We start from the raw sequence: 24986 nt of genomic DNA, 5'->3' as shown, positions 1-24986 counted from the left end.
TGGAAAAGGGACATGCTGACTTCGTATTTAGAAGAATTAAAAAAAATAACACTGCTTACTCGTGAAGAAGAACAAACCCTTTGGCGGGCCTATAAAGAACAGGGAAATATGCAGGCGCGAGCGCGACTTATTGAGCAGTATCAGCCGTTAGTATTCAAAGAAGTCATGCGGTTATCGATGCATTCTGAATGGATTCCCGACGCCATTCAGGAAGGAACGGTAGGATTAATTGAAGCGGTGGAGCATTTTCGGATACAACAGGGAGTGGCATTTTCTCTGTATGCAGTGCATCGTATTCGCGGAGAGATTTTAGAATATTTGCGACGTGAAGGGGGGAGCAGCTGTCAATCTTTGAATGAAGTGGATGATATGGGGGTCTCTTTGCAAGACCTGCTTTGTGATCCGGAAAAAGATACCGGCCGACAGACGGAAAAACATTTGTTGGCAGAAGAAGTGTTGCGGCTGTTTCCGCGGTTACCGAAAAAAGAGCGGACCGTGTTGGCCGGGGTATATTTACAGGACAGACAACAAAAAAACATTGCGGCGGAATTATCTGTCAGTGTTGCCTATGTATATCGGTTGCGGCAACGCGGGATTCATCGATTGCGCGGTATGTTCGGACAACTGGTACGAAAAAAAGAAAAAATAGAGGGGATATAAAGTAATGACGTGAAAAGTAAAGAAAAAAAGGAATAAAATAATTATTTTGATATAATTTATCTGTTACAAAATAAGCTCTTTTTTAGGATAGTAATAACATATTCCGAAAGGAGTGGCGCTATGGGAAGGTCGGATAAACGGCTGCTTTTACAACTCCGATCTGCACGTAAATGGTTGGAAAAGGCGGAAACGGAGTTTGCAAAAAAAAGCGGACATTAGAGGAGAATTGAATTTAATGTTGGCTGAGGCGGAAATGAAAAATATGCGCAAGCACCATACTTCGGCCGCGTATTTCAAATCGTACGGGATGTATATTGTTGCCGCTATTGTTTTTATCGGTGCCGGTGTGGGGATCCGGGCTTTATCCGTCGCTCCCGTACCTACCGTAACTTCCGATATTGCAGTACAATCGTTGCATAAAGGAGCCCCGTCGCCGGCCGCAGGAGAAACTGCGGAGCGAAAGGAATCCGCCTCTTTAAGAGGACAAAGAAATTCCGTCCGGGCGACACCCGCGCCTTTACGAACGGTACCGTCGGCAGCCTCGAAAACGGCATGTGTACCGGAGAAAATCGTAACACGTACCGACGATAATGCTGCGGTGTTATCGACACGACAAATGCAGGAAACCGTACAAGCGGCTTGTCGCAGTTTGCAAAGTACGGAAATACAGAATGAATAATGGAGGATTTTTATGAACACACGTAAAAAGAAAATGTTGATTGCGCTGATGACCGGTTCTTTAATGACCGGTACGGTTTTTGCGGCTTCGGCTTCCACTCCCGCGGAAGGGCAAAGTATTGCGACGTCCGGTGTTGCGCATCGGACACAATCGGATATGACGAATCTTTCTACTAAAAAGAATGCGTCTATCGTAAAGCAACAGGCGGAACAGGCGCAAAACGACGCCGTTCGGAACTTACCGGAACCGTTGCCGCTCCTGTCTACTTTACCGGGGACCCCGGTAGGGTATTTTTCGGGCATTAATGATGTTCATATTGATCAGACCGTGCCGAAGTATGCCGTAGCTGTTTTACCGCAAGGACAGGAAATGAGTTTACCCTACGGGGATGCGGTAAGCGATTCGGAGATTGCGCCGTATATAGGAAAAACGATTACGTCTATTAAATTTTCCGCGTTACCGGACGATAAATTGGCGGACGTGTTGAAAAAACGGTTGGCATTGCGCATCGGCGATACTGTAAATGGAGAATATTTACGGCACGATGTGAACAGCATCGGGTCGAGCGGCTTGTTTGCCGTAGTGAAACCTGCGTTTCAGGTTGTTCCCGAAGGCGTTTCGCTGGTATATCATGTACGGGTAAACCCGACGGTTCGGGGAATTGAGCTCACAGGTAATGAATCCATTCCCGCATCGACGCTGGGAAAATTGTTGAATGTACAACCCGGGACGGTCTTAAATACAACCTTAATCAGTAAAGATGTTTCCAATATTAATACGTTATATAATAATTGGGGATACATGCTCAATCATGTGTCGGAAGTGAAGATGGATGACCGCGGGATTTTGCATATTCGTATTGCGGAAGCGCATGTGGAAGATATTTTCATTCGCGGCAATACGAAAACCAAGGATCGGGTTATTTTACGGGAAATGCGTTTCGGTAAAGGTGATATTTTTAATAAGGCGTTGGTCAGCAGAAGTATTCAACGGATTTATAATACAGGGTATTTTGAGGACGTAAATGTACGGTTATTGCAAGGGCAACGAAATCGACAAAATGTCATTTTAGAAATCGATGTAGCGGAACAAAAAACAGGATCGGTCACGATTGGCGCAGGCTATTCCGAATCGGACGGGTTGGTCGGAATTATCGGGCTGAGTGAAACGAATCTTCGCGGTACAGGGGATAAGGTGGCTTTAAATTGGGAGTTCGGCGGTAAAAGCAGTTCCAATAAGAATCATTCCCTTTCGTATACGCATCCGTGGCTGAATAAATACGGCGATTCGTTGGGCTTCAATTTTTATGACCGTAAAGGGCAATATACGGACTATGGCGATAAAGGGGCAGTGGCCTCTTATGAAAAGAAAACACGCGGGTTCAGCGTGACATATGGTCGTTCGCGCAGTGAATATACAGGCGATTATTTTACGTTGGAAGCCAAGAATAATGAATATTCCCGATATTTAAGCGGGTTGAATTATACGCAAGATGAAACGTATTTTAAGAATAATTTCGGACGTGTACATACGTTGACCTGGTCCCATGTTTTTGATAATCGGGATAATGTATTTGACCCGTCGCAAGGAAAGCGATTGGCATTTACCGGTATTATGGCCGGCCATGGGTTGGGCGGTAATTTTAATTATACAAAACTCATCGGCGAAGCACGGTTATATCGGGCTTTAGGTCATGGACATGTTGCCGCGTTGCGGGTTATGGGCGGCACGGCGTTCGGCAGCTTGCCCTATAATGACTTATTTACTTTGGGCGGAGCGGATACGATTCGCGGGTATGAAGACGATGAATTTCGCGGTAATAAAATGTATGCCGTCACATTGGAATATCGCTATCCGATTGCTAAGAAAATACAAGGCGTAGTATTTACCGATGTCGGCAATGCGTGGGGCGGGACGGAAAACATCAGCTGGTATCATTCCAGTCATAAAGTCCATGAATCGGCAGGTGTCGGCTTCCGCGTTACTACGCCTATCGGACCGGTACGGTTGGATTATGCCTGGGGACAGAACGGCGGTAAGTTCCACTTCAGCTTTGGCGGTAAATTTTAAGGTCGTATGGGGAAAGCGTGGATTATTGCAATAGCGGCGGCTATACTTCCCTGCAATATAGTTGCCGCCCGTACGGTAAGTCATGTCACGGTTACCGTACGAACCGTAGGCGTCGGCCTGCCCGCATTGGCTGAAAAACGGATGCAGGCCGGTATACAAACGGTGGGAAATCACGTGCTGTTGGCACGGGATACACAAGATTTGCAACAACGGCAAGAAGAATATAATCGCACATTAAATGATATTGTCAATCGGGTATTAATTGGGTATACTGTTGAGCGGATACAACTGATTCCCGGGACGGATACGCAATTGCAAGTGTATTTACGACCTTGGGGAAATACGGTGCGGGCGGTGCGCGTCGTATATGATTACGGTGCCGTGTCGGCGTCGGGAAAAAGCTATATGCAGGCCGATTTGCAGCCTGTGCAGGCGGTGGCGGAGAATGCGCTGATCGGCTTGCCGATTGACTCTTTGGATTGGGCCGGAAATGCGGTACAGGAAATTTTAACTGCCGAATCGGCACGGGCGCTGCCTGAATTTTATCCTCATATTACGGTGCAACCCGGACGCACGTGTGTGGTAAAGGCGGTCTTCGTTCCTAAACAACCGGTTATTCGTAAAGTAGAGATACGATTGCATTCCGAAAATTTACCGCGTACGCTGTTTTGGGGCGTGCGTCGACATTTGGCCGCGCAGTATTTGTCCCTTATCGGATTGCCGGCGGCGTTTGTCCGGCGACATATGCCCGAATTACAGGAACAGATTAGACAGGAAGTACAGGCGCAGGATATTGTGCGTAACTATAGATTACAAGTACTTTCTTCTCTGCAAGTGGGAGACGAAACCGCGATTATTTCTTTGCAGCCTCATACTGAAAAATATGACGTACAAGGGCGCGTGTATGTGGATATGGGAAGATCCGACACGCAAGGAGATACGGTGGTGGAAGGAACCTTGGGACGTAAATGGGGAGGTTCTTCGGAACTGTTTATATCCGGTCGATTTACACCGGCTACGTTACGATGGAACGGTCTTTTGGGATATTATTATAGGTGGGGACCCGATACGAAGCTGGGAATTCAGTACGAAACGTTTCCGCGGGCGTATTATATTTGGTTCACACAAAAATGGAATGATCATTGGCAAGTTCGGTTGGAACGTAATTTAAAACAAAAAGAAAATGAATTGGGAATTCAATATCGGCCACATGAATATATGGGAATAGAATATATTATTGCTGAAAAAGCGCAATGGGTTCGATTAATAGGGTATATGTAAAGGAGTAATGTCCAGATGATGTCGGAATTGGGAAATAAAAAAAATGTAAAAGTATTTTCTGCCGTAATTGCGTTAGTGTTCGTTTTAAGTATTGCCGGCTTGGCACTTATGCAAATGGGAAATCCTGTAGAAGCCGCGCCTTCCAGTAATGTGGGGGTAGTGGATATGAGTAAAGCGGTACCGCCCGATAATAAGGATATTCAAGCTGCACAACAGCAGATGCAGCAGCTCAGTGCGGCTATGCAAAAACAATTTGAACAACAATCGGCGAATATGACGGATGCACAAAAGCAAGAGTTATTTCAGAAAATGCAGGGAGAATTGGCCCAAAAAAATCAGGAATTGGTTAAAAATGTGCAAGGAAAAGTAGAAAGTGCCATCGGTGATGTGGCCAAAACGAAGGGACTCAGCGTAGTGCTGGATAAGCGTGCGGTTTTATATGGCGGCACGGATATTACCGACCAAGTGGCCAAGAAGCTAAGTTCGCAGTCGGCACAGTAATTCGTGAAACGGAAAATAGCCATCGCGGCAGGTCTTATGGTCATAATGGGAGCGGCGCTTTTTTTTAGGTGGCAGGCGGTTCAGGTGCAACAACCGGCCCCTGTCGCTTCTCCTATTTATGCCCGGGCCGACGTGGATCGTATACTGATGAGCCATCCTGCGTATGCAACCTATCATCAACAGGAGTTGGAATACCGACGACTGTCTTCGCAATATGAAGCCGCGTGTCGAGAGAGCGCGCTGCAAATGGCGGCGGAAGCGCAGCTTACACGGCAAGACGAGTTGGCGGCGCAGGCTCGGCAGATTATGATGGAGGCGGATATACGTGAAAAGCAGGAACAGAAAGAACAGGAAGTACAAGAAAAAGTATTAAAGCGGTATGCCGCATTGGCGGCCGGCGAGTCGGAGCAGGCGTCGTCGGCAGCTAAAGAAGAAACATTGCAGTTGGTTAATTTACAACTGCAAGAACAAAATAGCGGTCTTAGTAGGGAAGAACGGCAGCAGCTTCGTCGGCAATGGCAACAACACGTACAACAAATGCGGTATGGAACGACGGGAAAGCTGAGTCCGCAGGATGCGAAGGCGCTTGCCGACTATCAGCAACGATTGCAAAGCGAATGTGACGTATATCGGCGGCAGTTGCAGCAACAGGAAAGGCTTCGACAAGAGCAGCGGCTTGCCGCGCAAATCCGGCAACGGGAAGCACGGCGGGCACAACAAATGACTGCGGTACAACAACGGAAATGGCAACAACGATTAGCACAAAAACAAAAAAGACTAGTGGATTTACGAGAAAAAATGATAGCGGATATTCGGACACAGGCGGCTGCAGTGGCGCATGAACAGGGCTTGGCACTTATTGTTGATACTCCTTATCCTGAAGGCGAGGCTCGTGATGTAACCGACGATATTATCATTAAAATGAAATAAATAGGAGGCAGGAACATGAAGAATGTAAAAAAAAGAATCGGGGCAGGTATATCTATTTTAATGATCGCCGCGATGATGGCCGGCTGCGGTAATGGTGATAAAATCGGTACGGTAGATATGAATCAAGTAATGGAAAAAGCGCCGGCGGCACAAAAAATAAAAAAACAAATAGAAGCGAAACAAGCGGCACAAGAAAAAGATTTGCAGCAGGCTAAGGCAACGTTGTCCCCGGCGGCATATCAGCAACAGGAACAAAAAATACAGCAAAATATGCAAGCTTACAGTATGAGCATGCAACAGCAGTTCCAATCACAAATGGAAGGAAAGCTGGCGGAAATTGCAAAAGAAAAAAAAGTCGGAATTATTGTGTATAAAGAAGCGGTACCGCAGGGCGGTATCGATGTAACAGCGGATGTTATTGCAAAATTAAAGTAAAAGGGGCCGTAAATGGTGAGAAAAACAATACAAGAATTGGCAACATTTTTAGGCGGGCATGTAATCGGAGACGGCAACCGATATATTACTGATGTTAAAAGTCTGGCGGAAGCGAAAAAAACAGATATTACGTTTGCCGTAGCTCCGTATACGGAATATGTGCCGCAAGTAGATGCGGGTGCCGTTATGGTGACGGCGGAGATTCCGGCAGGAAAGAATACGCTGTTGGTGGTAGAAAACCCGCGTTTGGCATTTTCACGATTGCTGACATTATTTCATCCGCGACAAACGGTTGAACCCGGCATTCATCCCACGGCCGTGATCGACAAGAGTGCCGACATTGGCGCATACACGGCCATTATGCCGTATGCGGTTATCGGTAAAAATGTCAAGATTGGCGCACATTGTACTATTTATCCATATGTGTTTATCGGAGATCAAGCACAGATTGGCGAGGGTACTACTGTCTATCCGGGCGCTGTTATTCATGAAAATTGCGTTATCGGTAATCACAATGTCATTCGGGCACATGCCGTTATTGGCGGGGAAGGGTTCGGATTCGCTACGGAACAGGGAAAACATATTCGCATTCCGCAAATCGGCAATGTTACGATTGGCGATGATGTGGAAGTGGGTGCGTGCACTTGTATTGATAACGGTACGATGGGAGCCACGGCGGTCGGTCGAGGTACTAAAATTGATAATCTCGTACATTTGGGACATAATGTGGAAATTGGTGACGATTGTTTTTTAATTGCACAAACCGGTATTGCCGGGAGTACTAAGGCGGGAAATCATGTTACGTTTGCAGGACAGACGGGCTGTACCGGCCATATTACGATCGGAGACAATACTGTTTTTGCCGGTAAAACCGGCATTACGGGGAACATAAAAGGCGGCGGCGTGTATGCCGGATTTCCCGCTCGTCCCCATATGGAATGGAGCAGAACGCAGGCTCATTTAAAGCATCTTCCCGAGTTGGTAAAACGCGTGAAAGAATTGGAAGAAAGATTGGCGGCTTTGGATAAGTAAAAGGTGATATGATGTATAGATTTATGAAGCTGTTCAGTTGGATCGTTTGTCGCTTATCGCGAAAAAAACGGCAAGTACTGGGAACTTTTTTGGGAGAACTTTTTTGGTTGCTGGTGCCTAAGAAAAGAAAACGGCTGGCAAAAGAGCAAATCCTTTCTTGCCGGATTACGACCGATCCGGAACAGGCGACGGCTATTGCGAAAGCCGGTACGACACGGTTCGGGCCGATGATTATTTCCGTATTAACGTATCCGCTGTATAAAAAAAGGGGGTTCGGGTTACAGATTACGTGGCGCGGTAAAGAACATCTCGATGCTTTGCGAAAAAGCGGCAAAGGGGCTGTTATTATGGCTTCTCATGCGGGTAATTGGGAAATGTTGGGAGCCGCGTTGGCAATGGAAGGCTATCCGCTGATTTCGGTGGCACAGAAACAAAATAACAAGGGCGCAGATCGGTTTATTAATGAATATAGAACGATGATGCATCAACAAGTGACGTATAAAACGGGAATTCGGGATATGATTCGCTTGTTGCATAGCGGTCATTACATCGGCTTGTTAATGGATCAGGACCCGGGAATGACCGGAATTGCAGTGAAGTTTTTCGGAAAAACCACGTTGACGGCAGATGGTCCGGCCAAGTTGGCGGGATTGGGAAATTACCCTATTTATTCGTTATTTATTCGGGAACCTGCGCCGTATTGTTATGTTATTGAAGTGACACCGCCCATTTTCCCTTATGACCGGGATAAAACCCTTACGGCGGCGGAGAAAAGAGCGCGGGTGCGGGAGATTACGCAATGTTTAAATGACAGATTGGAAGCCTATATTCGGCAATATCCGGAAGATTGGTTCTGGTTGCATAATCGGTGGAAATGGACCCGACGATATGAAGAAATACAAAATAAAAAATAGATACCGGATGGAGCTTTTTGTTCCGCCGGTATTTTTTTGAAACCGAATCTTTTTCATTGACAGAAGAGGGCGTTTTTATACATAATAAAGACAGTGATAAAAAAAGGGGCGATTACTCATGAATACCATGGATACAACTTGTGTAAATGCAATTCGCGTGTTGGCTGCCGATGCGATTGAAAAAGCAAATTCCGGTCATCCGGGCTTGCCGTTGGGAGCGGCGCCGATAGCGTATGAACTTTGGGCGCGTCATATGAAACATAACCCTAAAAATGCGCATTGGGAAAATCGGGATCGGTTTATTCTTTCCGGCGGTCATGGCTCCATGTTGCTTTATTCATTACTTCATTTATATGGGTACGGGCTTACGTTGGAAGATTTACAATCTTTTCGGCAGGAAGGATCGGTAACGCCGGGGCATCCGGAATACGGACATACGGTCGGCGTGGAAGCGACGACCGGTCCGCTTGGTGCCGGCATGGCCATGGCGGTGGGCATGGCCATGGCGGAAGCTCACTTAGCCGCTGTTTTTAATACGGAAGACTATCCGATTGTGGATCATTATACCTTTGTTCTGGGCGGCGACGGTTGCTTGATGGAAGGCATATCTTCCGAAGCTTTTTCTTTGGCCGGAACGTTAGGATTGGGAAAATTGATTGTGCTGTATGACAGCAATCATATTTCTATTGAAGGCGATACCGAATTGGCGTTCACCGAAAATGTACAACAGCGGCTGGCGGCTTTCGGTTTTCAAACCTTGACCGTAGAAGACGGCAATGATTTGCAAGCTGTCGGAGCTGCTATTGAAACGGCGAAAGCGGATCTTGCGCATCCTTCGTTTATTACGGTTAAAACGGAAATCGGTTATGGTTGCCCTGCCAAGCAGGGAAAAGCTGCGGCTCACGGTTCGCCGCTGGGAGCGGACAATGTGTTGGCATTGAAAAAAAATTTATCTTGGCCCGAACCGGATAAATCATTTGTTGTACCGTCCGCTGTATATGAACATTATCACACATTAGGGCAGCAGGGAGAACAAAAAGAAGCACAGTGGCAAACCTTATTTGCGGCATACAGTCAAGCGTATCCGGAAAAACGGCAGCTGTGGGATCGCATGCATCGTCCGGTAGCGGCAGAAACCTTATGGAAGGATGAGGAATTTTGGTCCTATGCGGATAAACCGCAGGCTACTCGCAGCTTATCGGGCGTAATGATCAATCGCTTGAAAGACCGTGTACCGCAGTTGTTGGGAGGCAGTGCCGATTTGGCGCCTTCGAATAAAACGTATATGGAGGGCGCCGGTGACTTCAGTGCCCGGAACTATGCCGGACGGAATTTGCATTTCGGCGTGCGTGAATTGGCGATGGGCGGCATTGTCAACGGGCTGGCTTTACATGGCGGGGTGCGTCCGTATGCAGGAACCTTTTTCGTATTCAGCGATTATATGAAACCGATGATTCGGTTGGCGGCGTTGATGAAATTACCGACAACGTATGTGTTGACCCATGACAGTATCGGCGTCGGAGAAGACGGGCCGACGCATGAACCGATCGAACAGTTGGCGATGTTGCGGGCAATGCCGAATGTATGTGTGTTTCGGCCTGCGGATGCGACGGAAACGGCGGCCGCTTGGTATTTGGCGGTAACCGGTACGCAAACGCCGATGGCACTGGTATTAACCCGACAAAATGTACCGCAGCTTCAGGGCAGCAGCAAAGAAGCCGTAAAAGGGGCTTATATTTTGGAAGAGGCGGCCAATGCTCAACCGGAGGCCGTTTTAATCGCATCCGGTTCGGAAGTGGCACCGGCTGTAGAAGCGAAGCGGTTGTTAGCCGCGAAGAATATACAGGTACGCGTTGTCAGCATGCCGTCTATGGAGCTGTTTGAACAGCAAGATGAGGCATATCGGGAAAAGGTTTTGCCTACACATATTCGTGCGCGAATTGCCGTTGAAGCGGGGAGCGATTTCGGCTGGGGAAAATATGTCGGCTTGGACGGAGCGACGGTTACTATTTCGCATTTCGGCGCTTCGGCACCGGCAGAAACGTTGTTCACCAAGTTCGGTTTTACGGCTGAACATATAGCGGCTACCGTACAAGCGGTGATACAGAAAAATCAATAATACATATAAAGCGGGGAAAGAGGTCTTTTGGCGACAAGGTCGAAAAAGATCTCTTTTTTTGCGGTATATATAAATAAAACGGGGTATACTTGCAATTTTTTATATTTTTTATTATACTAATGCCATAGAGAAGACCCTACTGTGTACGTAAATGTTCTCGATGTTTTGAACCAACACATTTTACATTGGGAGTTTGGACTCTATTGCAGTTAGGCAATGCCCAGATGGGACTGCCGGGACCGATAGGAGAACACCCACCTGCGTAGGCAGGCTCAAAACTCGGTCTATAAACGGCATAGTGGGGCTTCTTTCTTGCTTATTATCATTGTGGATACAGTATGTTATATATTCGCCGCTAAGAAAGATATCTTGGCGGCGTTCTATTTAACTGAGGGAGCAAACAAATGAACGGGGATGATTTATTTTCTTTAGCTGCGGCAGACCTTCATCGGACGATCCGTCCTTTGGCGGTACGAATGCGCCCGGATACGTTGGAGGAAATATTCGGACAGGAACAACTTACAGGGCCGGGGGCATTTTTACGGGTTATGATTGAAAAGGATATGGTGCCGTCTTTGTTGTTTTATGGACCGTCGGGAGTGGGAAAGACCACCTTGGCTCATGTTATTGCGGCAGAAACGAAATGCAAGTTCGTCAATTTGAATGCCGTTATGTCGGGAACTGCGGATCTGCGGCGGGTTATTGAAACGGCTAAACAGGATATTCAAATTTATCAAAAGCGAACGCTGGTATTTATAGATGAAATTCACCGATTTAATAAAAGTCAACAAGATATATTATTGCCGCATGTAGAAAACGGTACGATTATTCTTATCGGCGCGACGACGGAAAATCCCTATTTTGAAGTCAATCGGCCGTTATTATCGCGGTTGCGGGTGATCGTTCTGCCTCCTTTGTCGGTACAAGCGGTGGTGGCGGTCTTGCGGCGGGCTTTACGCGATGAAGAAAAAGGTTTGGGACAACAACGGATTACGGCCGCCGACGAAACATTACAATCGCTTGCCCGGTTGGCCGATTGCGATGCCAGGATGGCATTAAATCTGTTGGAACAGGTTTGTGCGTTACTTCCTGCGGGCGGCAGGATTACTTCGTCCTATTTGGCCAAGGTCGTCGGACAGCGGGCCTATACCTATGATAAAGGTGGCGATGCACACTATGATACGGTCTCGGCGTTTATCAAAAGTATGCGCGGTTCGGATCCGGACGGGGCGTTACATTATTTGGCTCGGATGATTGAAGCCGGTGAATCGCCGGCATTTATTGCTCGTCGAATTGTCATTTGTGCGGCGGAAGATGTGGGATTGGCGGATCCGCAAGCGTTAATTTTGGCTAATGCGGCAGCGCAGGCCGTACAATCGGTCGGTTGGCCGGAAGGGCGGATTATTTTAAGTGAAGCCGTAGTATACATTGCGTGCGCGCCTAAAAGTAATAGTGCATATCAGGCGATCGATGCGGCCTTGGCGGATGTTCGCAAAGGGAATTGCGGCGAGGTGCCGGCACATTTAAAAGATGCGCATTACTCGGGCGCGGCGGCTTTGGGACACGGTACGGCGTATTTATATCCTCATAATTATTCGCAAGGATGGGTTAAACAAACGTATTTACCGGAATCGTTACAAGGACGGGTATATTATAAAGAAACCGCGTACGGTGAAGAAGGGAAAAAAGCGACCCTTTGGCATAAACGCCGGCAAGAGACGTGAGGCAGAGGTGAAACATAGTGGCAAAGGAAGTAAAACGTAAGGTAGGCAGACCGCCGGGGCGACGTGGAAAAGCAAGAGCGGCAACCGGAAAGATAAGCGGACAAACAGGTACGGGGCTATTAAAATTTGAGATCATCGGTTTGTTGTTAATTTTTTTCGGCATTTTTTCCGCCTTGGGCAGTGCGGGGATTGATACGGGCAGTATGGGATATGCTATAGACGGGGTATTGGCGTATGGATTCGGCTTTTCCCGTATTGTTATTTCTTTGGCATTGATTATTGTCGGCTTAAAATATATTATGTTACGGCGCGGGTGGCCGCTGAATAAAAATTGGGGTATTCGCTTTTGGTTATATATTATATTTTTGAGTTTAGTACATCTTGCCCTCATTCCGGCGGGCTCGGAATGTATGCCCGACAGTATGCGGGTCGGCGGCGGGGTGTTCGGCGCTGTCGTCGCCTCGGCGTTACGGGCGTTGGTCGGCAATGTGTGTGCGTTTATTGTTCTTATTATAGCCGGAGTTGCGACGCTGATTCTTTGGAAACGATGGTCCATTTCCCGACCTGTTACTGCCGTATCCGAAAAAGCCGGGGTGAAAATGGATCGTCTATCCGATAAAGCGGTGGACAGTATACAGGGAGCCACCCGTTCTTTTCAGGAATGGCAGGAAGCCCGCAATCATTTCTTTGATATGCAGAAAGATAAAGGCATATTGCCTCCCGGACGCAGGAAAGAAGAAGCGCAGGAAGAGGCCCTGCCGCTTTCTGCGGACCCGGCAGCGGCGGCTGTGCCGGAAGTCGAGGAACAGGAATATCCTGAAGAGCGGGTAACGGAAAGTCCGGAACCGGCGGGGGAAACCGAAGAAACAATGCCGATTTGCGTGCCTGCGGCAGCGACGGAAGCGGCGCCTATAGACGTTGAAACCCCGTCGACAGACGTTCCGGTGGCAACGATAGACGCTATGGCGGATCTGAAACCGGTAGAAGTGGAACAGACGACAACGGCCGCGGACATCGGCACGGAAGGGTGCGGCGCGGTGCCGAAAGCGCCGGGACAGCAATCCTATCGGCTACCGTCGCTTTCGATGCTTAAGAAAGGCACGCAACAGTCCGGCGGGGTAAGTGATGAAGTGCGACATAATGCGGCGATTCTGCAAGATACCTTACGAAGTTTCAATATTGACGCCAAAATGTTGAACGCCAGTCAAGGACCTGCAGTTACGCGGTTTGAGTTGGAACCGGCAGCGGGAGTGAAAGTCAGTAAAATTGTGCATTTAGCGGATGATATTGCCTTGAAGTTGGCGGCTACGGATATTCGTATTGAAGCCCCGATTCCCGGAAAAGCGGCCGTAGGCATTGAAGTGCCGAATACGTGCGTCGCTCCCGTTACGTTGCGAGATGTATTGGAAAGTGATTCGTTTCGTTTGGCGAAGGGCGGCGTGCCGGTCGGTTTGGGGAAAGATATTGCCGGCAATCCGATTGTGGCGGATTTGACGAAAATGCCGCATTTATTAGTGGCCGGCTCCACCGGTTCCGGCAAAAGTGTATGTATTAATACGTTTATTGCCAGCATTTTATTTAAACAACGGCCGGAAGATGTGAAATTGATATTGGTGGATCCTAAAGTGGTAGAGTTATCCAATTATAACGGGATTCCTCATCTTATGACGCCCGTTGTGACGGATCCGAAAAAAGCGGCGAGTGTTTTGCGATGGGCCGTGCGGGAAATGGATGATCGCTATAAGCGGTTTGCCGTAACGCGGACACGGGATATTTCTCGATTTAATGAATTGCATCCGGAAGAAGCTATGCCGTTTGTGGTGATTATTATTGATGAATTGGCGGATCTCATGATGGCGGCTTCGGGAGATGTGGAAGAATCTATTTGTCGGTTGGCACAAAAAGCGCGTGCCTGCGGTATGCATTTAGTGTTGGCGACCCAACGTCCTTCCGTGGATGTATTAACGGGGTTGATAAAAGCGAACATTCCCAGTCGTATTGCGTTTGCCGTTTCCAGCCAAATTGATTCACGGACGATTTTAGATATGGCGGGTGCCGAAAAATTAATCGGTAAGGGGGATATGTTATTTTATCCTATGGGCGCTTCCAAACCTTTGCGTGTACAAGGCGCATTTATTGGGGACGGAGAAATTGATGCGTTGACGGAATGGATTAAAGAACAGGGAAAACCGCAGTATGATCAGGCTGTACAGCAAGCACAAGAAGAGGATTCTTCCGAAGAGGGGGCTTTTTTTGAAGATGAATTAATGGGACAGGCGGTGGATATGGTGCTGGAAACCGGACAAGCTTCCGCTTCTATGTTGCAACGGCGTTTTCGTATCGGGTATACACGGGCGGCTCGTTTAATTGACACCATGGAAGCCATGAAGATTGTAGGCCCCAATCATGGCAGCAAACCGCGAGAAATTTTGATGACGGCGGAAGAAGTACAGAAAAAATTTTTTTCGGCGCCTGTATAGAGACGGTGTATAGGCATACTTTTCCTGCAGATTTATCTGTTATATAATAAAAATAACAGCAGAAAGAAGGCGCTTTATATGAGGACACCGGGAAGCGCGCTGCAAGCGGCACGGGAAAAGCAGGGGCGGACTTTGCAAGAAGCGGCAAAGGCTCTGCACATTAAAAAAGAATATTTGGCCGCATTGGAAGCGGATGCTTACGAAACCATTCCCGGCGCCGTTTTTGTTAAAGGATTTATGAGAAATTATGCGCAATATTTGGGTGTATCGGCAGAGAAATTAGTGAAAGAATATAGCGGGAAACGCGAATCGTCGAAAAAAACGGCGCCCTCGTCGGTTGCAAATTCTCGGCAGGAAGTCTTAAAAAAAAGGAATACTCGGGGCAAATGGCCGGAAATTACAATTATTGCGGGAATCGTAATTTTTTTATGGCTCATTGCATGGCTACTGTTATGATGCCCGGACAGGAGTGAGCGTGCCGTGAGGACAATAGATTGTGGTGAGAAAACAAGATGAAAAAATATATACCCTTATGCCTATTGGCGGGATTTATATTCTGTATGTTGGGATGGGGATACTATGCGTTGGCACAGAAAGAACGGGCCGCTAAACAAGCGACATATGCCGCGGCCGAACATTTGCTGGTTTATTCGGATTTGCCGGATTCCGTAAATCGCGGCATGGCGGGCGCTTTTTATCAACGTACAGGGTTGTCGGTACAAATACAAACGATGTCGGATCGCAAGTTGCAGGAAACGGTAACGGATATGGGCGGGCAAGAAAAACCGGATCTCATTATTGCGGCCGAGCAAGTCTTGCGAAATGTCGACAGTAAAGGCTTATTAAGAACCTGTTCCGTAACGGGCGCGGAACGTGTATTGCCGTCATTTAAAGACCGTAAAAATCGTTGGCTCGGGCTTTGGTACAATCCTATGGTATTTGCCGTCAGTGCCGATTATTATAAACAATACGGGCATACGTTACAGGGATGGCAGGATATCGTTAAACAAACGAATTGTCGGATTTTATTTCCCGATTTAGCGGCGACGGATATGGCGGGAGACTTTCTTTGTACGCTCGTGGAAATGCAGGGGCGGGACAATACTGCCGCATATTTGCGGCGTATACAACAACAACGCATATCGTACGCCAAAACCTGGGCGATTAATGTGCGACGGGTGGCCGGCGGAGAGGTCGATTTAGCCGTCGTGGATGAAAGTAATGCCGCACAATATCAGGCCGAAGGCGCGCCGCTGGTTATTGTGTATCCCCGGGAAGGCACGTCGTATTGGCTGACCGGGATAGGGCTCACGGTTTGGAATCATGAAAGTGAAATTGCCGCATCGTTTGTAGAGTGGCTGTTATCGCCGGATGTCACTCGGGTTTTGCAACAGCAGCAGGTGTTTGTCGAATATACGACAACACCGCATCCGTATCGGTCGGATGCGGCGGGTAAGCGATTGGTTTTGTTTCCTGTAAAAAAAGAATATACGGATGAAGGACGCAGTGTATTACAAGATTGGTGGTTACGGACAGTACGTTTCGGAAGGGACAGGTAGATGGAGAAAATCGGGTTTGTGAGTTTGGGATGCTCCAAGAATCTTATTGATACAGAGGTTATGTTGGGCATTTTGCGAGAAAAACATATGACAATTACGGAAGACTTGGCACAGGCGGATATTATTATTGTGAATACGTGTACCTTTATTGAAAAAGCAAAGCGCGAGTCTATTCATACTATTTTACAAGCCGCGCAGTATAAAGAGCAGGGATCCTGTAAGATGTTGCTGGTTACCGGTTGTTTAAGTCAACAATACAAAGAAGAGCTGTTACAGGAAATGCCGGAAATAGATGCGTTGCTGGGAACCGGTTCGTGGGATCGGGTATGGGAAGCGATTACAACGGTTCGGCAAGGGAAACGGGTCTGTTTTATGGATAATGTGAGTCATTTATACGATCAGCATACCCGGCGATTGCGTACGACGCCGTCATACAGTGCCTATGTTAAGATCGGGGAAGGCTGTAATAACGGCTGTACATTCTGTATTATTCCTAAAGTTCGGGGAACATTATACAGTCGCTCCATGGATTCTATCGTAGAAGAAGTAACGCAGCTGGCACATGAAGGGGTAAAAGAAATAAATCTTATTGCCCAGGATACGACGAGTTACGGCGTAGATTTAGCGGGACGGTCTTTATTACCTGCGTTATTACGCCGCCTGGTAAAGGTGGAAGGGATTGCCTGGATTCGCTTATTTTATTTATACCCGCATTTTTTTTCAGACGAACTGATGAATTTGATTATTCAGGAAGATAAAATCTGTCCGTATGTCGATTTGCCGTTACAACATATTTCTCAATCCGTATTGCAACGTATGAATCGTAAGGATTCCGAGGCGGATGTGCGGCGATTGGTGGAAAAGTTGTGTCGCGGAGAACGAAAATTGACGTTGCGATCCACCTTTATTGTGGGCTTTCCGGGAGAAACGGAAGAAGAATTCAATACGTTGGCGGAGTTTTTAAAAACGAGCGCTTTTGATGATGTCGGGGTATTCACCTATTCGCAGGAAGAAGGTACGCCGGCGGCAAGTATGAAAGCGCAAGTACCGGAAGCGGTGAAAGAAGAACGTTATCACACCTTAATGGCCATTCAGGCGCAAGTATCGGAAGTACGGAATCGCGCGTTGGAAGGGACGGAACATGTCATGTTGGTGGAAAAAATAGAAACTGAAAACGGTGTGCGACAAGCGGTGGGGAGAATTGAGGCACAAGCACCGGAAGTGGACGGGGTGACATATTTGGAAAATGCGACGACGGTTATGCCCGGCGATATGGTGCGTGTACGGATTGTTCAGGGATTTGCGTATGATTTAGTGGCGGAATTAGCGTGAAACGAGGTGCAGGCAGGTGCGAGTGGAAATTATTACGGTAGGTTCCGAATTGTTGTTGGGAGAAATTTTGAATACCAATTCGCAATACTTATCCGAAGAACTGAATCGTTTAGGGTATTCCGTACTGTATCAGACTACGGTCGGGGATAATAAAACGCGCTTGGCACAAGCGTTGCAACTGGCCTTGCAACGGGCGGACCTGGTGATTACGTCGGGCGGATTGGGCCCGACACAGGGAGATTTGACAAAATTTGTCGGCGCGCAGGTTATGCGGACGCCGTTGTACTTCGATGAAGGCGTATATAAAGCGATAGAACAGTGGTTGCAACGACGGTATACGTCCCCGGTCATTACGGAAAATCAGAAACGACAGGCGATGATTCCTCAAGGTGCGACTGTTTTTTCCAATGAAGCGGGAACCGCGCCGGGAACGGCTTTGCAAAAAAAAGGCAAAACCTTGGTACATTTGCCGGGACCGCCGCGGGAATTACAATGGATGTTCCGGCAGCGGTTGAAACCTTATTTGCTCCGGCAATTCGGCTCACAAGGATATATTGCTTCGCAGTATATAAAGGTATATGATCTGGGTGAATCGCTTATAGAAGAACGGTTGTCGGACTTAGAACGGCAGCAACAAAATCCCACATTGGCCATATATGCCCGACCGGGATTTGTCGAAGTGCGGATAACGGCAAAAGCGGCCTCGGAAGAGGCGGCAAATACAATGCTGCAGCCATTACAAAAAGAAGTGGAACGACGATTGGCTCGTCGCATTGTGACGTATAACAAAGAAACTGTCGCCCATGTGTTGGGACGGTTGTTAAAAGCCGGTCATTGGCATATCAGTGCGGCGGAATCTTGTACAGGCGGATTGATCGGATCGTTATTGACGGATATTCCCGGTGCTTCCGATTATTTTTTGGGCACAATCGGTACCTATACGGATGAAATGAAACAGCAACTGGTGCATGTACCGGCATCGCTGTTGGCGTCCTGCACCGCGATCAGCGCCCCGGTGGCGGCTGCGATGGCGGTGGGGAGTCGACAGTTATACGGCGCGGATATTGCCCTCAGTACAACCGGTTTGGCAGGTCCCGGAGGCGGGACGGAAACGCGTCCGATCGGTTTGGTATATACGGGAGTCAGCGGACCGTGGGGGACGGTGACGCATAAAAACATATATATGGGAGACAGGCGGGAAATAAAATTGCGAGCGGCAGTACGGGCTATTTATTATGGCGTACAATATATTTTAAAACATTCTGCATAGGAGACGACGATTATGGATGCAAAGCAGACCGCATTGGAAAATGCAATGAAAAAAATTGAAAAAGACTTCGGCAAGGGAGCGATTATGCGTCTGGGTGATTTAGCCGGAAAAATGAATTTGGAAGTTATTTCTTCCGGATCATTAGCCGTGGATTTGGCGGTGGGCGTCGGGGGATACCCGCGCGGTCGTGTTATTGAAATTTACGGTCCCGAATCTTCAGGAAAAACAACACTGGCCCTGCATGCGATTGCATCGGCACAAAAAAGTGGCGGTATAGCGGCTTTTATTGATGCGGAACACGCCCTGGATCCCGTATATGCCCGACATTTGGGAGTTGATACAGGGGAATTGCTTATATCTCAACCTGATAACGGAGAACAGGCGCTGGAAATTACAGAAGAATTGGTTCGCAGCGGTGCCGTGGATATTATTGTCGTGGATTCTGTAGCCGCATTGGTGCCGCGTGCGGAAATTGAAGGAGAAATGGGAGATTCGCATGTAGGTCTGCAAGCGCGTTTAATGAGTCAGGCGTTGCGAAAGCTTACAGGGATTATTGCGAAATCTAAGGCCATTGTTATTTTTATTAATCAGTTACGGGAAAAAGTCGGCGTTATGTTCGGTAATCCGGAAACGACGACGGGCGGACGGGCACTGAAATTTTATGCCTCCATTCGTATGGAAATTCGTAAAGGCGAAGTGATTAAGTCGGCGGGAGATGTGACCGGGAATCGGGCTCGTGTAAAAGTAGTAAAAAATAAAGTGGCGCCGCCCTTCAGAAATTGTGAGTTTGATATTATGTACGGCACGGGTATTTCTCGGGAAGGGACGATTTTGGATTTAGGCGCGTCCATGGATATTATTGAAAAAAGCGGCACGTGGTATTCGTATAAAGGCGAACGTTTGGGACAGGGAAAAGAAAATGTTAAATTGTTTTTAAAAGAACATCCGGAAACGGCAGATGAAGTGGAACGGATTATTCGCGATACGTTGGCGGCGGAGCCCGAAAAATTTGAAGAAGTAATGGAAGAAGAAACGGCGGGAGAGGCTACGGAAGAATGACGGCATATGAAGAGGCGTATGAACAAGCGTTAAAATTTCTTGCCGTACGGTTTTTAAGTGAAGGAGAATTGCGTTATAAATTACAACTTCGTCAGGTGCGGGAGGAGCTTATTGATGCGGTGGTAGAGACATTACAACGGGAAGACCTGCTGAATGACGCACGATTGGCGCGAGCGGTGTATCAATATTATGCACGTAAAGGGCAGTATGGGCATGCGTACATCGTTAATAAGCTGAAAAAAAGAAAGTTATCCGTGCCGTCGGATATTTGTCCCGTAGATGAAATGGCGGTGGCGGAGCAGTTACTTTCCCGTCGTTTTTCGGGGCCTTCGCCGGATTGTCGAAAACTCTCCCGCTATTTACAAAATCGGGGGTTTTCCATTTCCATAATCCGTGAAATACTGCACCGCATCTAATTGCAACAACTTATCAAAATGATAATAAGGGCAATTGTAATCCTCGCTTTTTTCTTGACATCGGTATAAAAAAATTTTACAATGAAAAAAGCCGAAGTACCATTCGGCAAGAGACGGAAATATACATTGTAAGGTTTTTTGAAGATGATGTAAGAAATACACTCATAAAAAGCCGAACCCCATGTTCGGTTTTTTTTGTGAAAAAGGAGGTGAACTGTTCCATGTTAGCTGTTATTGCAGCAGCGGTTGCCTGCGGGATTATCGGGATCGGCGTAGGCTATGTGTATCGTCGGAAAATAGCGGAAGGCAAGATTGGTCAAGCTGAAGTGGAAGCGGAGCGTATTTTAACGACGGCGCGACAAAATGCGGAAGCGCGTAAAAAAGAATTGGTTTTGGAAGGAAAAGAAGAAATTCATAAATTGCGCAATGATGCGGAACGGGAAAATAAAGAACGGCGTAATGAATTACAACGACTGGAACGCAGATTGCTACAAAAAGAAGAGCATTTAGATAAAAAAATGGACTCTTTGGAAAAGAAAGAAGAAGGGCTTCTCCATAAAGAGGAAGATATGGATAAGATGCAAGCTCGGATTGAAGCGTTGCACGGGGAAAAGTTGGCTGAATTGGAGCGAATTTCCGGCATGACGTATGAAGATGCCAAAGAGTTGCTGCTTCATAATGTAGAAAGCGAAGTTAAATATGAAACGGCACAGTTGATTAAGAACTTGGAAGAAGAAGCGAAGAGTGAAGCGGAAACCAAGGCGCGAGAAATTATTTCGCTGGCAATTCAACATTGTGCTGCCGATCATGTAGCGGAAACGACGGTTTCGGTAGTTAATTTACCGAATGATGAGATGAAAGGTCGTATTATCGGTCGTGAAGGACGTAACATTCGCGCCATTGAAACGTTGACCGGCGTGGATTTAATTATTGATGATACGCCGGAAGCGGTAATTTTATCGTGTTTTGATCCTATTCGACGGGAAATTGCCCGTATTGCTTTGGAAAAACTTATTGCCGACGGGCGTATTCATCCTGCACGTATTGAAGAAATGGTTGAAAAAGCACGGAAAGAAGTAAATCAAAAAATACGGGAAGCGGGAGAGCAAGCTACGTTTGAAACCGGCGTACACGGGTTGCATCCGGAGCTTATTAAAATTTTAGGGCGTCTTCGGTATCGTACAAGTTACGGACAGAACGTACTTCGTCATTCTATTGAAGTTTCGATGTTGGCCGGGATTATGGCGGCGGAATTAGGGGCTGATGAAATGTTGGCGCGGCGAGCCGGATTATTGCATGATATCGGGAAAGCGTTGGACCATGAAATGGAAGGAACGCATGTTTCTTTAGGTACGGAAGTGGCTAAAAAATACGGCGAATCCAAGTTGGTGGTCAATGCTATTGAAGCGCATCACGGCGATGTGGATCCGTTAAGCGTGGAAGCCGTATTGGTGGCGGCGGCGGATGCCGTTTCCGCCGCTCGTCCGGGAGCCAGACGGGAAACCTTGGAAAATTATCTCAAACGGTTGACTAAATTAGAAGAAATAGCGAAATCGTTTGCAGGCGTTGAAAGTTGTTTCGCCATTCAAGCCGGACGGGAAATTCGGGTGATGGTACAACCGGACAAATTGGATGAAGCGGATTGTATTTTATTGGTCCATGATATTTCCAAACGGATTGAAGCGGAATTGGAATATCCGGGACAAATTAAAGTGGTTGTTATTCGCGAAACACGAATGGTCGACTATGCAAAATAAGAGTAAGTTGTTGCAGGGTAAAGTGTCTGAAGATACTTTACCCTGTTTTATTATAGGCGGCAGGTTGTCAAAAATAGAAAAATACGTAAACTCTCAATAATATTATCAAATATTAAAAAAATACTTGCCAAACAGGATGTTTCATGATAGAATGTTTCTTGTTCGAGGCACATAAGTGCCCGGAGGAGTATGATACGGCCCCGTGGTGTAGCGGTTCAACATGTCGCCCTGTCACGGCGAAGATCGTCGGTTCAAATCCGATCGGGGTCGCCATATTTGCTCAGGTAGCTCAGTCGGTAGAGCAGGGGACTGAAAATCCCCGTGTCGGCGGTTCGATTCCGTCCCTGAGCACCAATTGTTTTGCGGAAGTAGCTCAGTGGTAGAGCACCACCTTGCCAAGGTGGGGGTCGCGAGTTCGAGCCTCGTTTTCCGCTCCAAACGGCGGCATAGCCAAGCGGTAAGGCAGAGGTCTGCAAAACCTTCATCCCCAGTTCGATTCTGGGTGCCGCCTCCATTTTTATTCTCGTCATGCCGAGGTGGCGGAACTGGCAGACGCAACGGACTTAAAATCCGTCGGATAGAAATATCCGTACCGGTTCGATTCCGGTCCCCGGCACCACAAAAACATTGTGCAACATTTTTTTACGGAAGAAAACGGACGCAATGGCTGAAAAAGGTTTGGATGTACATCCAAACCTTTTTTGTAATTTTTCGGCTTTTATTTTATAATAAAAATGGTGATTTTATGGAAGAATGCCGTTATAGAGTATCCGATTTTGAAGGACCGCTGGATTTATTATTATATTTGATTGAAAAGAACAAAGTGGATATTTACAACATTCCCATTGTAGATATAACCGATCAATTTAATGAATATGTTCGGGAATTGGATGGCTTCGACATCAATTATGCGAGTAAGTTTTTTGTTATGGCGGCGACCCTTTTGCAAATAAAATCTCGGTTTTTATTGCCTAAATCCGGGGCGGCGGAAGCGGCCCCGGAAGAAGATTTACAGGCGGAATTAGTACGGCAATTAGTGGAATATAAGCAAATGAAACAAGCGGCGGTACAAGTACGGCAGTTTTGGCGGCAACGCAGTCTTATGTTGGCGCGTGAAGGAACGCCTTTGTTACAGCAGTCTGTTTTTTCCGGGACGATTACGGTGCAATCGTTGTATACTGCATTCTGTACGGTATATGAAGCGTCGGCAAGAAAAAAAACGCCGGTTGTGCAGTTGCAGCGGGAAATATACAGTGTAGAAGAAAGTATGCGGCGTATTATCGGCTATTTGCGCGATATCGGCGGTCCTGTGACGGTGTTGTCCGTATTTCGTTTATGCCGTTCCAAAGTAGAATTGATTGTCGTTTTTTTAGCCGTATTGGAATTATTGAAATGCGGACAATGCCGGACAGTGTGTGTGGGAAAGGATGGAAATACGGTTGCCTTACAGTACGGAGGAGAAGAAACAGGAAAATGAAGCGGCAATTTTAGAAGCTCTTCTTTTTTTGAGCGGGGAGCCTTTGGCCGATGAGAAAATTCGTGCCCATACGGGGTGGAGTCTGCAGAAAATAGAACGTGCGGCAAGAAAATTACAAGATACATTGCAAGCTTACGGCAGCGGCTTGACGGTGCTTCGGGCGGCCGGGGGATATCAATTGGTAACCGACGCGAAATTACATGAGAAGATTCGCTGGGTTCGCACCGAGCAACGGGAGTTGACCAATGCCGCATTGGAAGTGTTGTCCATCATTGCTTTCAAACAACCCGTCATTCGCGCGGATATTGAAAAATTACGCGGCGTTTCTTCGGAACGGGTTATCGGCACGTTATTGCAGCAAGGATTGATTTTGGAAGTCGGACGTAAAGAAACTCCGGGACGTCCTATTATGTACGGTACATCGCCATTTTTTTTAACGTGCATGGGCGTTGAGTCCATGCAAGAATTGACGCGGCAAGTAGGGACGTTTACGGACAACGCGACCGGGGTGAAACATATAAAAAACAATATATTGCAAACTGCGAATGAGGAGAGCGGAAATGGAAAGATTGCAAAAAGTAATGAGTAATTGCGGTGTTGCTTCACGGCGGGCATCGGAACAAATGATTTTAGACGGGCGCGTGCGGGTTAACGGCGTGATTGTTCGTGAGTTGGGAACGAAGGTCAAGCCGGAGCAGGATATTATTTTGGTAGACGGTAGACGGTTGGAAATACAACCGAAACATTATTATTTATTTAATAAACCGAAGGGCGTTATTACTACGTGCAGTGATGAACAAGGACGACCGACGGTGTTGGATTATTTTAAGCGGATTAAAGATCGGATTTATGCGATCGGGCGTTTGGATCAGAATACGGAAGGTTTATTACTGATGACGAATGACGGAGAATTGGCCAATATTCTCATGCATCCCGGTCATATGGTAGATAAAACGTATGAAGTTAAAATCAAGGGATATATTGCGGATGCGGTGTTGCAACAATTGGCGGACGGCGTATTGTTGAGTGACGGCATGACGGCGCCGGCGGATGTGTATTATGTAGGATATGATACGCATACGGGCATTACTTCGTTGGAAATTACAATTCATGAAGGGAAAAATCGGCAAGTACGCCGAATGATGGAACATTTCGGCTATCAAGTGCATAATTTGCGACGTGTACAGTATGCGTTTTTAACGCTAAGCGGGGTAAAACGCGGGGCATATCGCGCATTAACCCGTGAAGAAGTTATGGAATTATATAAATTTAAATAAGAAGGAAGGCATAC

At 47.1% G+C, this 24986-nt stretch carries 22 protein-coding genes, 5 tRNA genes and 1 other RNA gene; all 28 read left to right on the top strand.

From position 1 onward, the window contains the following. Positions 1-12 precede the first annotated feature (12 nt). The gene (locus tag HMPREF1039_RS04910) at positions 13-660 is read left to right on the top strand and encodes a sigma-70 family RNA polymerase sigma factor (protein WP_007391314.1); all 648 of its coding nucleotides are present in this window, start codon (positions 13-15) and stop codon (positions 658-660) included. Between the two features lie 196 nt (positions 661-856). After that, a complete protein-coding gene (locus HMPREF1039_RS04905) occupies positions 857-1339 on the top strand; it encodes a hypothetical protein (RefSeq protein ID WP_007391324.1) in 483 nt (160 codons plus the stop codon). A 12-nt stretch (positions 1340-1351) separates the two neighbouring features. Next, positions 1352-3409: a BamA/OMP85 family outer membrane protein gene (locus tag HMPREF1039_RS04900; RefSeq protein WP_007391305.1), complete on the top strand. Its 2058-nt coding sequence runs from the start codon at positions 1352-1354 to the stop codon at positions 3407-3409. 6 nt (positions 3410-3415) lie between these two features. Continuing rightward, the gene (locus HMPREF1039_RS04895; protein WP_007391241.1) at positions 3416-4690 is read left to right on the top strand and encodes a hypothetical protein; all 1275 of its coding nucleotides are present in this window, start codon (positions 3416-3418) and stop codon (positions 4688-4690) included. Positions 4691-4705: 15 nt separating this feature from the next. After that, the gene (locus HMPREF1039_RS04890) at positions 4706-5191 is read left to right on the top strand and encodes an OmpH family outer membrane protein (RefSeq protein WP_007391308.1); all 486 of its coding nucleotides are present in this window, start codon (positions 4706-4708) and stop codon (positions 5189-5191) included. A 36-nt stretch (positions 5192-5227) separates the two neighbouring features. Next, positions 5228-6121 (top strand): hypothetical protein, encoded by an 894-nt coding sequence (locus HMPREF1039_RS04885; RefSeq protein WP_007391317.1) that lies wholly within the window; start codon positions 5228-5230, stop codon positions 6119-6121. 15 nt (positions 6122-6136) lie between these two features. Beyond that, the gene (locus HMPREF1039_RS04880) at positions 6137-6556 is read left to right on the top strand and encodes an OmpH family outer membrane protein (RefSeq protein WP_007391228.1); all 420 of its coding nucleotides are present in this window, start codon (positions 6137-6139) and stop codon (positions 6554-6556) included. Positions 6557-6571: 15 nt separating this feature from the next. Next, a complete protein-coding gene (gene lpxD / locus HMPREF1039_RS04875) occupies positions 6572-7588 on the top strand; it encodes a UDP-3-O-(3-hydroxymyristoyl)glucosamine N-acyltransferase (protein ID WP_176603348.1) in 1017 nt (338 codons plus the stop codon). An 11-nt stretch (positions 7589-7599) separates the two neighbouring features. Further along, positions 7600-8502 carry a lysophospholipid acyltransferase family protein gene (locus HMPREF1039_RS04870; protein WP_176603347.1) on the top strand — a complete coding sequence of 301 codons (903 nt, stop codon included), beginning with the start codon at positions 7600-7602 and terminating at the stop codon, positions 8500-8502. A 118-nt stretch (positions 8503-8620) separates the two neighbouring features. Beyond that, a complete protein-coding gene (gene tkt, locus HMPREF1039_RS04865) occupies positions 8621-10621 on the top strand; it encodes a transketolase (protein ID WP_007391243.1) in 2001 nt (666 codons plus the stop codon). A 130-nt stretch (positions 10622-10751) separates the two neighbouring features. Further along, a non-coding RNA gene (gene ssrS / locus HMPREF1039_RS07830) (6S RNA) lies at positions 10752-10930 on the top strand. 95 nt (positions 10931-11025) lie between these two features. Continuing rightward, on the top strand, positions 11026-12345 hold the full coding sequence (locus HMPREF1039_RS04860) for a replication-associated recombination protein A (RefSeq protein WP_007391293.1): 1320 nt from the start codon (positions 11026-11028) through the stop codon (positions 12343-12345). A 17-nt stretch (positions 12346-12362) separates the two neighbouring features. Then, positions 12363-14825 (top strand): DNA translocase FtsK, encoded by a 2463-nt coding sequence (locus HMPREF1039_RS04855; protein ID WP_007391219.1) that lies wholly within the window; start codon positions 12363-12365, stop codon positions 14823-14825. Positions 14826-14903: 78 nt separating this feature from the next. Beyond that, a complete protein-coding gene (locus tag HMPREF1039_RS04850) occupies positions 14904-15281 on the top strand; it encodes a helix-turn-helix domain-containing protein (RefSeq protein ID WP_007391229.1) in 378 nt (125 codons plus the stop codon). A gap of 56 nt (positions 15282-15337) precedes the next feature. Next, complete coding sequence (locus HMPREF1039_RS04845) at positions 15338-16384, top strand: ABC transporter substrate-binding protein (protein ID WP_007391320.1); 1047 nt, start codon at positions 15338-15340, stop codon at positions 16382-16384. After that, positions 16385-17716, top strand: coding sequence for a 30S ribosomal protein S12 methylthiotransferase RimO (gene rimO / locus HMPREF1039_RS04840; protein WP_007391275.1), 1332 nt, complete (start codon positions 16385-16387; stop codon positions 17714-17716). A gap of 16 nt (positions 17717-17732) precedes the next feature. Further along, entirely contained in the window at positions 17733-18986 is a 1254-nt protein-coding gene (locus HMPREF1039_RS04835; protein ID WP_007391226.1) for a competence/damage-inducible protein A, read from the top strand. 12 nt (positions 18987-18998) lie between these two features. Further along, positions 18999-20045, top strand: a complete 1047-nt coding sequence (recA, locus tag HMPREF1039_RS04830) for a recombinase RecA (protein WP_007391299.1) — start codon at positions 18999-19001, stop codon at positions 20043-20045. Beyond that, positions 20042-20461 carry a regulatory protein RecX gene (locus HMPREF1039_RS04825; protein ID WP_007391267.1) on the top strand — a complete coding sequence of 140 codons (420 nt, stop codon included), beginning with the start codon at positions 20042-20044 and terminating at the stop codon, positions 20459-20461. Before recA ends, HMPREF1039_RS04825 begins: the two co-directional genes overlap by 4 nt. A 221-nt stretch (positions 20462-20682) precedes the next feature. Continuing rightward, positions 20683-22218: a ribonuclease Y gene (gene rny, locus HMPREF1039_RS04820; RefSeq protein ID WP_007391270.1), complete on the top strand. Its 1536-nt coding sequence runs from the start codon at positions 20683-20685 to the stop codon at positions 22216-22218. A gap of 196 nt (positions 22219-22414) precedes the next feature. Continuing rightward, positions 22415-22491, top strand: a tRNA-Asp gene (locus HMPREF1039_RS04815). Between the two features lie 5 nt (positions 22492-22496). Then, positions 22497-22572 (top strand) — tRNA-Phe (locus tag HMPREF1039_RS04810). 8 nt (positions 22573-22580) lie between these two features. Continuing rightward, a tRNA-Gly gene (locus HMPREF1039_RS04805) sits at positions 22581-22655 on the top strand. Positions 22656-22658: 3 nt separating this feature from the next. Then, a tRNA-Cys gene (locus HMPREF1039_RS04800) sits at positions 22659-22732 on the top strand. A gap of 16 nt (positions 22733-22748) precedes the next feature. After that, positions 22749-22837: transfer RNA gene (locus HMPREF1039_RS04795), tRNA-Leu, on the top strand. Between the two features lie 63 nt (positions 22838-22900). Next, positions 22901-23695: a segregation and condensation protein A gene (locus HMPREF1039_RS04790; RefSeq protein WP_007391257.1), complete on the top strand. Its 795-nt coding sequence runs from the start codon at positions 22901-22903 to the stop codon at positions 23693-23695. Beyond that, a complete protein-coding gene (gene scpB, locus HMPREF1039_RS04785; RefSeq protein WP_232217202.1) occupies positions 23646-24284 on the top strand; it encodes an SMC-Scp complex subunit ScpB in 639 nt (212 codons plus the stop codon). The genes HMPREF1039_RS04790 and scpB overlap by 50 nt, the downstream gene beginning before the upstream one ends. Continuing rightward, complete coding sequence (locus HMPREF1039_RS04780) at positions 24256-24972, top strand: pseudouridine synthase (protein WP_007391309.1); 717 nt, start codon at positions 24256-24258, stop codon at positions 24970-24972. The genes scpB and HMPREF1039_RS04780 overlap by 29 nt, the downstream gene beginning before the upstream one ends. The last annotated feature ends 14 nt before the right edge of the window (positions 24973-24986 follow it).

It is taken from the genome of Megasphaera lornae (assembly GCF_000214495.1).
Taxonomy (GTDB): Bacteria; Bacillota; Negativicutes; order Veillonellales; family Megasphaeraceae; genus Megasphaera; species Megasphaera lornae.
The sequence above is the reverse complement of the archived record's forward strand: the minus strand, read 5'-3'. Positions and strand labels throughout refer to the sequence as shown.